The 11,341-nt window shown below is 72.8% G+C and carries 1 protein-coding gene; it reads right to left on the bottom strand.

The features are described 5' to 3' along the window. On the bottom strand, nt 1–11,316 hold an 11,316-nt coding region (locus Ssi02_RS38980), incomplete at its 3' end, for an SDR family NAD(P)-dependent oxidoreductase (protein ID WP_307825829.1). Between the last annotated feature and the right edge of the window lie 25 nt (nt 11,317–11,341).

Genomic DNA, 11,341 nt, shown 5'->3' with positions numbered 1-11,341 from the left:
ATCCTGCCCGTAGGCCGCGATGAGCGCCTGGGCCTCGATCGGATCCCCCAGCACGGTCCCGGTCCCGTGCGCCTCAACCGCATCCACATCGACCGGCGACAACCCACCACTGGCCAATGCCTGCCGGATCACCCGCTGCTGCGACGGGCCGTTCGGCGCCGTCAGCCCGTTCGACGCCCCGTCCTGATTGACCGCGCTCCCCCGCACCACCGCCAGCACCCGCCGCCCGTTGCGCAGAGCGTCCGAGAGCCGCTCAAGCACCACGACCCCGACGCCCTCCCCCCACCCGACCCCGTCAGCCTCATCCGAAAACGACCGGCACCGCCCATCCGCCGAAAGCCCACCCTGCCGCGAGAACTCCACGAACGTCGCCGGCGTCGACATCACCGTCACCCCGCCTGCCACCGCCAGCGAACACTCCCCCGCCCGCAGAGCCTGTGCCGCCAGATGCAACGCCACCAGCGACGACGAACACGCCGTGTCCACCGTCACCGCGGGCCCCTCGAACCCGAACGTGTACGAGATCCGGCCGGAGGCCACACTGCCCGCACTGCCGTTCCCCCGCTGGCCTTCGAACTCCTCACCGTCCAGCAGCGTCGAGTAGTCGCCGTACATCACCCCCGCGAACACCCCGGTGCGGCTGCCCCGCAAGGACACCGGGTCGATCCCGGCCCGCTCGACCGCCTCCCACACCGACTCCAGCAACAACCGCTGCTGCGCGTCCGTCGCCAATGCCTCCCGCGGGCTCATGCCGAAGAAGCCGGGATCGAACTCCCCCGCGTCATACAGGAACCCGCCCGAACGGGTGGCCGACGTCCCGGCCAGGCTCTCCAGATCCCATCCTCGATCGGTGGGGAAGTCTCCGATGGCGTCCACCCCGTCGTGAACGAGCCGCCACAGGTCCTCCGGCGACTCGACCCCGCCCGGGTAACGGCACGCCATCCCCACGACGACCACCGGATCGTCAGCCGGAACGGGCAGCACGGCGATCTCCGCCGCCGGGATGTCTGCCCCCACCAGCTCACCGACCAGAAACCCGGCGAGCATCTCAGCCGACGGATAGTCGAACACCACCGTCGCCGGCAACCGCAGCCCGGTCGCCTTCCCAAGCCGGTTCCGCAGCTCGACCGCGGTCAGCGAGTCGAACCCGAGGTCCTGGAACGCCCGCCCAGGATCCACCTGCTCCGTCCCCGTGTGTCCGAGAACCAGGGCGATGTGCGTGAGAACGACGTCGAGCATCGTCTTGTGCCGCTCGGCGGCCGACAGCCCGGTGAGCCGCTGAGCCAGACCGGACGCCGCGCCCTCCTCGGTGACAGCCGCCCGCCTGACACGCGGACGAACCAGGCCACGCAGGATCGCCGGCACGTCACCGTGGTTCCTGATGGCGGCGAAGTCGAGACGCACCGCGACCGGCACCGCACCCCCGGCGGCCAACGCCGTGTCGAACAGCGCCAGCCCCTGCTCGGCCGACAAGGCCGGCATGCCGAGCCGGGCGATGCGCGCCTGCTCTTCTCCGCTCAACCCGAAGGCCATGCCCGCTCCGGCCCACGGCCCCCAGGCGAGCGACGTCCCCGGAAGTCCCATCTCCCTGCGATGCCGCGCCAAGGCGTCGAGGAAGGCATTGCCCGCCGCATAGGCGGCCTGGCCCGCACTCCCGAAGGTCCCCGCGACCGAGGAGAACACGACGAACGCCGCGAGGCCGAGGTGCTTGGTGGCCTGGTGAAGGTTCCACGCCCCGTCCACCTTGGGCCGCAGCACCCCCGCCAGCCGCTCCGCCGTCAGCGACTCCACGACACCGTCGTCCAGCACCCCGGCCGCGTGCACCACGGCCGAGATCGGGTGACGCGCCACAACCTCTGCGACAGCCGTACGGTCCCCCACATCACACGCCTCGACCGCGACCTCCGCCCCCAGCCCCGCCAGCTCCTCGGCGAACTCCTTGCCACCGCCGCGACGGCCGGCCAGCACAAGCCGCCGCACCCCGTGCGCGACCACCAGGTGCCGCGCCACCACACGCCCCAGGCCACCCAGCCCACCGGTGACCAGCACCGCGCCCTCGCCCCACCCGCCTCCGTCACCCGGCTCCACCGGCACCCTGGCCAGCCGGGGCACCAGCACCTCTCCCGCACGGACGAGCACCTGATCCTCGTGTACGGCGAGAGCCCGCGAAACGTCGTCCTCCGAAGGTTCGCCGTCCACGTCCACCAGGACGAACCGCTCCGGATGCTCGGCCTGCGCCGACCGCACCAGCCCCCAGACGGCCGCCCCGACCAGGTCGGCCCCGCTCACCGCACCACGGGTGACAAACACCAGCCGCGAAGCGGCGAACCGCTCCTCCGCCAGCCAAGCCCGCACGACGTCCAGCACACGCGAGGTCTCGGCGAACACCCGCTCGGACATGTCCACGGACACGTCACCGAGGACGGGGACCACGACCACGCCGGGCCCCACGGATGCCCAGCCGTCGCGTACGTCGCCCGTCAGCCACGTCGGCTCCTCGCCGCCGCCCGCCGAGACGGCGGACGCGGGCGACCAGGTGAGTTCGAAGAGCGAGTTCCGCACGCCCCCGGTGGCCTCCCCGGCGTCGATCGGCCGCACCACCAGGGATCCCACCGACGCCACCGGTGTGCCCGCCGTGTCGGCGATCGCCAAAGACGCGGCGCCGCTCTCCGCACGCGACAGCCGTACCAGAACCCGGGAGGCCCCGGACGCGTGCAGCGACACATCGCCCCAGGAGAAGGGCACGCTGCCCGGGCCGAGCTCGCCGGCCCAGAGAAAGGTGAGGGCGTGCAGGCAGGCGTCGAACAACCCGGGATGCAGCCCGAAGCCCGACGCGTCCGCCGCCTCCGGCAGGGCGACCTCGGCGAAGACCTCCTCACCGGACCGCCATGCGGCCCGCAAGCCGCGGAACACGGGACCGTAGGTGAAACCCGCACGCTCCAGGTCGTCGTAATGGCCGGTCAGGTCCAGCGGCCGGGCTCCTTGCGGCGGCCAGACGGAGGCGTCCCAGGTGGGCGCGACGGCACCGGTTGTCAGTGTGCCGGTGGCGTGAAGCACCCACGTGTCGTCGTCCTGCCGGGAGTGCACACTGACCGGGCGTCGGCCGGACGTGTCCTGCTCCCCGACCCATACCTGCACCCGCACACCACCCCGATCGGGCAGCTCCAGCGGTGCGGCGAAGGTCAGCTCCTCGATCAGGTCGCACCCCACCTGGTCGGCCGCACGCAGCACCAGCTCGATCAGCCCCGTGCCCGGCACGAGCGTCGTGCCCCGCACCACGTGGTCCGCCAGCCACGGATGCGACCGCACCGAGAGACGGCCGGCGAAGAGGAAGCCGTCGGTGTTCACGAGTTCGACGGCGGCGCCCAGCATGGGGTGCTCCGCCGCTTCGAGCCCGGCGAACCGCACATCCCCGGCACGAACGGCGGTGGTCTCCGGCCAGTACCGCTGACGTTCGAAGGCATAGGTCGGCAGATCGGCCCGCGAGGCACCCGCTCCGTCGAACAGCCTGGGCCAGTCCACCCGGCATCCGTCGACATGCAGCCGCGCCAGCGCGCGAAGTGCGCTCTCCTCCTCCGGCCGGTCCTTGCGAAGCAGTGAGACGAGTACGGTGCCCTCGCCGGCCGACTCCGCCGCCATGGCCGACAACACACCGTCCGGGCCGAGCTCCAGGAAGCGGGTCACGCCTCGCTGCTGAAGGGCACGTATCCCGTCGGCGAAGCGTACGGCTTCGCGCACGTGGCGCACCCAGTAGCCGGGCGAGCGAAGCTCGTTGGCGGTGGCCACCTCACCGGTCAGGTTGGACACCACCGGCACCTTGGGCTCTTCGTACGACAACCTCTCGACGACCGCCCGGAAGTCCTCCAGCATGGGGTCCATCAGCGGCGAGTGGAACGCGTGTGAGACCCGCAGGCGGGTTGTCTTCCGGCCCAGGCCGTGGAAGTGGGCCTGCACCGCCGCGACGGCCTCCTCCTCACCCGACACCACGACCGACGACGGCCCGTTGACCGCCGCGATCGCCGACCGCCCGTCCAGGAGGGCCGACACCTCGGCCTCGCTCGCCCGCACCGCCACCATCGCCCCACCGGGCGGCAGGGCCTGCATCAACCGGCCCCGAGCCGCCACCAGCGCGCAGGCGTCGGCCAGGGAGAACACCCCGGCCACGTGAGCCGCCGCCACCTCGCCGATCGAGTGCCCGGCGAGCAGGTCCGGCCGCACGCCCCACGACTCCGTCAACCGGAACAGCGCCACCTCGACGGCGAACAGCGCCGCCTGAGCGTAGACGGTCTGATCGAGAAGCTCGGCGTCCTCACCCCACACGACCTCGCGCAGAGGAAGGTCCAGCTCCCCGCACACCGCGTCGAAGGCATCCGCGAACACCGGGAACCGCTCATACAGCTCCCGGCCCATCCCGAGCCGCTGCGAGCCCTGCCCGGAGAACAGGAACGCGCATTTGCCCACCCGTTCGGTCCCCTCCACCAGGGTGGCGGCAGGCTCTCCCGAGGCCAGGGCGGACAAGGCGGCCTCAGCCGCCTCCCGCCCCTCCGCGAGCACGACCGCACGGTGTGAGAACAGCGACCGCGCCGACGCCAACGACGCGCACACATCGACGTCACGCACGCCGGGATGGTCCCGCAGCAGGCCGAGCAGCCGCCCGGCCTGCCCCCGCAACGACGCCTCGGACTTGGCCGACAGCACCCACGGCACGACACCAGGCGTGATCTCCGGCTCCACCGGACCGGGCGTCGAAGGCGGTGCCTCCAGGATGATGTGCGCGTTGGTGCCCGAGATCCCGAACGACGACACACCCGCCCGCCGAGGCCGCCCCGACTCAGGCCACGCCACCTCATCCGCCAGCAGCTCGACCGCACCGGCCGACCAGTCCACATGCGACGACGGCGACCCGGCGTGCAGCGACCTCGGCAACACACCGTGCCGCATCGCCATCACCATCTTGATCACACCCGCCACACCCGCAGCCGCCTGCGCATGCCCGATGTTCGACTTGATCGACCCCACCCGCAGCGGAGTCTCCCGATCCTGCCCATATGCCGCGATCAACGCCTGAGCCTCGATCGGATCCCCCAGGACCGTCCCCGTCCCATGCGCCTCCACAGCGTCCACATCGACCGGCGACAACCCACCACTGGCCAATGCCTGCCGGATCACCCGCTGCTGCGACGGACCGTTCGGCGCCGTCAGCCCGTTCGACGCCCCGTCCTGATTGACCGCGCTCCCCCGCACCACCGCCAGCACCCGCCGCCCATTGCGCAGAGCATCCGAGAGCCGCTCCAGCACCACGACCCCGACGCCCTCCCCCCACCCAACCCCGTCAGCCTCAGCCGAAAACGACCGGCACCGCCCGTCCACCGAAAGCCCACCCTGCCGCGAGAACTCCACAAAGGTCCCCGGCGTCGACATCACCGTCACCCCACCCGCCACCGCCAGCGAACACTCCCCCGCCCGCAGAGCCTGAGCCGCCAGATGCAACGCCACCAGCGACGACGAACACGCCGTGTCCACCGTCACCGCGGGCCCCTCGAACCCAAACGTGTACGACACCCGCCCCGAAGCGACGCTAGGAGCGCTCCCGTTTCCACGAAAGCCCTCGTATTGCTCCCCCTCCAGCAGGTTCCGATAGTCGGTGTACATCACCCCGGCGAACACACCCGTGCGGCTCCCCCGCAACGACACCGGATCGATCCCGGCCCGCTCCACCGCCTCCCACACCGACTCCAGCAACAACCGCTGCTGAGCGTCCGTCGCGACGGCCTCGCGAGGACTCATCCCAAAGAAGGCCGAATCGAACTCCCCCGCGTCATACAGAAACCCACCAGAACGAGTGGAAGAGGTCCCCGTCTTCTCCGGATCCGGATCGAACAGCCCCTCCAGATCCCACCCCCGATCCACCGGGAAGCCGGAGATCGCGTCAACCCCGTCCCGCACCAGCCGCCACAGATCCTCCGGCGACTCCACGCCCCCGGGGAACCGGCACGCCATCCCGACGATCACCACCGGATCGTCGGCCACCACCACCGTGCCCGTGGCGACCGGCGCCGCCTCCTCGGCACCCACCAGCTCGTCCAGCAGGTGCCCGGCCAGCGCCGCGACCGACGGATAGTCGAACACCACCGTCGCCGGCAACCGCAACCCGGTCGCCTTGGCCAGCCGGTTCCGCAACTCGACCGCGGTCAGCGAGTCGAACCCGAGGTCCTGGAACGCCCTCCCCGGATCCACGTCCCCCGCGCCGCCGTGCCCCAGCACCAGCGCGACCTGGCCGCGCACCAGGTCGAGCAGCACCTCATGCCGCTCGACTGTTTCCAGCCCGGACAACCGCCCCGCCAAGGCCGCCACCGCGGGCGACCCGGTCGCCGCCGCGCGGCGGGCGCGCGCCCTCACCAGCCCGCGCAGCAGCACGGGCACCTCGTCCTGGGCCCGCAGCGCGGCGAAGTCGAACCGCACCGGCGCCACCAGCGGTTCCACCGAGTACAGAGCGGCGTCGAACAGCGCGACGCCGTCGCCGGAACTGAGAGCCGGCATCCCGGTGCGGGCGACACGCCGCGTGTCGACGTCGGACAGGGTGCCCGTCATGCCGCTTTCCGGGCTCCACGGCCCCCACGCCATCGACACCCCCGGCAACCCCCGCGTACGGCGAAGCCGCGCCAGCGCGTCGAGGAACGTGTTGCCCGCCGCGTAGTTGGCCTGGCCGGGGCCACCGAAGACGCCCGACACCGAGGAGAACAGCACGAACGCCGACAGGCCAAGGTCCTTGGTGGCCTCGTGAAGGTTCCACGCCCCGTCCACTTTGGGCCGCAGCACCCCCGCCAGCCGCTCGGCCGTCAGCGACTCCACGACACCGTCGTCCAGCACCCCGGCCGCGTGCACCACGGCCGAGACGGGGTGACGCGCCACAACCTCTGCGACAGCCGTACGATCGCCCACATCGCAGGCCTCGACCGCGACCTCCGCGCCCAGCCCCGCCAGCTCCTCGGCGAACTCCTCGCCACCGCCGCGACGGCCGGCCAGCACAAGCCGCCGCACCCCATGCGCGACCACCAGATGGCGGGCCACCACCCGGCCCAGGCCGCCCAATCCTCCGGTGACCAGCACCGCGCCGTCGCCCCACGGCCCCGCGTCGGACAGGTTCCGCCGGTGACCCGCAGCCCCACTCGGGTCACCGGCGGAATTCAAGCCCCCCGCCTCAGCCGCCACAGAGTCCGCCGATGCGGACACCCGCGCCAGCCGAGGCACAAACACCTCGCCGTCCCGCAGCAACACCTGAGGCTCGGCGGTGGCCAGGCCCCTGCGCAGGCAGTCGTCATCCGTCTCGCCGCTCTGGTCGACGAGGACGAACCGCCCGGGGTGCTCCGACTGCGCCGACCGCACCAGCCCCCAGACCGCGGCGCCCGCCAGGTCATCCCCGTCCACCGCGCCACCGGTGACGAACACCAGCCGCGACCCCGGCGGACGCTCCTCGGCCAGCCAGGACCGCACCAAGCCGAGTACATGACTCGTCGCCTTATGCACCCGCTCCGGCACACCGAGCGAAGGATCGCCGGCGACCGGCACCACCGTCACCGAAGGGTCGTCTCCGAATGGCGGCACCGGGCCGTCGAAGCTCCCGTGCCCCCGGACCGGCACCCAGTCCACGGTGTAGAGGGTCTCCCGCCCTTGATCGTCCGCCGTGCCGCTGGAGACGGGCCGGAGAAGCAGCCCCCGCACCGCCGCCACGGGTCGGCCCTCCACGTCGGCCAGCGCGACCGCGACGGTGTCCTCAAGAGTGCGCGTCACCCGCACCCGCACGGACTCGGCGCCCGAGGAGTGCAGCGACACCCCCTCCCACGAGAACGGCACGACACCGCGCGGCATGCCGTTGAACGCCGTGACGTGCAGCGCGGCGTCCAGGAGCGCAGGGTGCAGGCCGAACGCGCCGCCGTCCGCGGACTCCGGCAGGCTCACCTCGGCGAAGACGTCGTCCCCACGCCGCCAGGCCGCCCGCAGCCCTTGGAAGACCGGCCCGTACTCGAAGCCGCCCTCGGCCATCCGCTCATACAGGCCCGCCACGTCCACCGGTTCCGCCCCGGCGGGCGGCCAGACGGCGGGGGCGAAGTCGGCCGTCTCCACCCCCGGAGCGAGTACGGCTGTCGCGTGCCGGCGCCACACCCCGTCCCCGTCGCCCTCCTCCTGGGAGCGGATGGTGACGTTGCGCCGACCGTCCTCCTCGGCGGGGCCGACGTGGACGTGAACCCGCACACCGCCGTCCCGCGGCAGTACGAGGGGGGCGGCCAGGGTGAGCTCCTCGATCCGGCCGCAGCCGGCCTCGTCGGCCGCGCGGATCGCCAGCTCCAGGAAGGCGGTGCCGGGCAGCAGCGCCGACCCCAACACGACGTGGTCGGCGAGCCAGGGATGCGTGCGCACCGACAACCGGCCGGTGAACAGGAACCCCTCGTCGCCGGGCAGTTCGATCGCGGCGCCCAGCAGGGGATGGCCCGCCGCCGAGAGGCCGGCGGCGCCGACGTCGCCCGCCGGGGTGTCCGAGGCCGCATCCGGCCAGAAACGCCGCTGCTGGAACGCATATGTCGGCAGGTCCACGACCCGCGCGGCGGCACCCGAGAGCACCTCGGCCCACCCGATCTCGGCACCGTCGGCGTGCAACCGCGCCAGCGCGTGAAGCGCGCTCTCCTCCTCGGGCCGGTCCTTGCGGAGCAGGGAGACGAGTACGGTGCCCTCGCCGGCCGACTCCGCCGCCATGGCCGACAGCACACCGTCGGGGCCGAGTTCGAGCAGCCGCGTCACGCCCTGGTCCTGGAGGGTGCGCACCCCGTCGGCGAAGCGCACGGCTTCGCGCACGTGGCGCACCCAATAGTCGGGGGAGCACAACTCGCCGGCGGAGGCCACCGTTCCGGTGAGATTCGACACCACCGGCACCGACGGCTCCGCGAACTCCAGCCGCCCGGCGACCGCCCGGAACTCCTCCAGCATCGGCTCCATCAGCGGCGAGTGGAAGGCGTGCGACACCCGCAGCCTGGACGTCTTCCTGCCCAGGCCGTGGAAGTGGGCCTCGACCGCGGCGACGGCCTCCCGCTCACCGGACACCACCACCGACGAGGGCCCGTTGACCGCCGCGATCGACACGGCTCCTTGCGGACCGGTGCCCTTGTGCTCAGGCTCCTGCCGTACTGACAGCCGGTCGCCGCCGTCAAGGCAGGCCGCCACCTCGGCTTCGCCCGCCCGGACCGCGAGCATGGCCCCGCCCTCCGGCAGAGCCTGCATCAACCGTCCTCGCGCCGCCACCAGCGCACACGCGTCCGCCAGGGAGAACACCCCGGCCACGTGCGCCGCCGCCACCTCGCCGATCGAGTGCCCTGCCACGAGGTCAGGCCGTACACCCCACGACTCGACGAGCCGGAACAGCGCCACCTCGACCGCGAAGAGCCCTGCCTGCGCGTATGTCGTCCGGTCCAGCAGGGCGGCGTCGTCACCCCAGACGACCTCCCGCAGCGACCGCTCCAGCCGCGCGTCCAACTCGCCGCACACCGCGTCGAAGGCGTCGGCGAACACCGGGAAGCGCTCATACAGCTCCCGGCCCATCCCGAGCCGCTGTGACCCCTGCCCCGAGAACAGGAACGCGCACTTCCCCGCCCTGGCGACGCCGTCCACCACGTCACCGCTCGGCTCACCCGAGGCCAGTGCGGCAAGCGCCCGCAGGCCCGCCTCCCGGCCGGCAGCCGTCACCACCGCCCGGTGCGGGAGCGCCGACCGCGTCGTCACCAGCGAGAACGCGACGTCCACCTCCCGCTCCCGCGGCCGGTCCCGCAGCCACTCCAGCAGCCGCCCGGCCTGCTCACGCAGCGCCGGCTCGGACTTGCCCGTCACCACCCACGGCGTGAGCACGGGAACGCCTGCCGCATCCCCCTCCGGCCCGGCCTCACTCGCCGGCGCCTGCTCCAGCACCACGTGGGCGTTGGTGCCGCTGATCCCGAACGCCGAGACACCGGCCCGGCGCGGGCGGCCCGTGCCGGGCCAGGGGGTGGTCTCGGTGGCGAGGCGTACGGCGCCGGCCGACCAGTCGACGTGGGTCGTGGGGTGGTCGACGTGCAGGGTCGGCGGCACGACGCCGTGACGGAGCGCCATCACGGTCTTGATGAGGCCCGCCACACCGGCGGCGGCCTGGGCGTGGCCGATGTTGGATTTGACGCCGCCGAGGAGCAGCGGATGCTCCCGCTCCTGCCCGTAGGCGGCCAGAAGCGCACCCGCCTCGATGGGGTCGCCGAGGGTGGTGCCGGTGCCGTGGGCCTCGACGGCGTCGACGTGGGCGGCGGGCAGGTGGGCGTTGGCGAGGGCGGCGCGGATGACACGCTGCTGGGAGGGGCCGTTGGGGGCGGTGAGCCGGCTGCTGGCGCCGTCCTGGTTGACGGCGGTGCCGCGGATGAGGGCGAGGACGCGGTGGCCGTGGCGTTCGGCGTCGGAGAGGCGTTCGACGAGGAGCACACCGGCGCCTTCGGCCCACGAGGTGCCGTCGGCGGCGTCGGCGAAGGGTTTGCAGCGGCCGTCGGGCGCGAGGCCCCGCTGGCGGGAGAACTCGACGAACAGCCGGGTGGTGGGCATGACGGCGACGCCGCCGGCGAGGGCCATGCCGCACTCGCCCGCACGCAGGGCCCGGACCGCGAGGTGGAGGGCGACCAGCGACGACGAGCAGGCGGTGTCGACCGTGACGGCGGGGCCCTCCAGGCCGAAAGTGTAGGCGATGCGGCCGGACAACACGCTGACGGCGCCGCCGGTCAGCAGGTGGCCCTCGGTGTCGCCGGTCAGCCTGGCCAGCGAGCCGTAGTCGGTGTCGGCGCCGCCGATGAAGACACCGGTGAGACTGCCGCGCAAGGAGGCGGGATCGATGCGGGCGGCCTCGACCGCCTCCCACGCCGACTCCAGCAGGAGCCGCTGCTGGGGGTCCATGGCGAGGGCCTCGCGGGGGGCGATGCCGAAGAGGTCGGCGTCGAAGTGCGCGACGCCGTCGAGGAAGCCGCCGTGCCGTACATAGCTTTTGCCGGGGGTGCCGGGCACAGGGTCGTAGAGATCGGCGAGATCCCATCCGCGGTCGGCCGGAAGGTCGCCGATGGCGTCGCCGCCGCCCGCGACGAGCCGCCACAGGTCCTCGGGCGAGCGCACGCCGCCGGGGAGGCGGCAGGCCATGCCGACGATGGCGATGGGTTCGCCGTCCCGCGCCTCCACTGTCTCCAAACGCTGCCTGGTGCGCCGCAGGTCGGCGGTGACCTTCTTCAGGTAGTCGCGGAGCTTGGCTTCGGACGAACCGGCCATCGGGTGGCAACCTCGCAGTTCAGGA

It is taken from the genome of Sinosporangium siamense (genome assembly GCF_016863435.1).
GTDB classification, from domain to species: Bacteria; Actinomycetota; Actinomycetes; order Streptosporangiales; family Streptosporangiaceae; genus Sinosporangium; species Sinosporangium siamense.
Note: the sequence above shows the minus strand (reverse complement) of the source record. Positions and strands in the feature narration are given on the sequence as shown.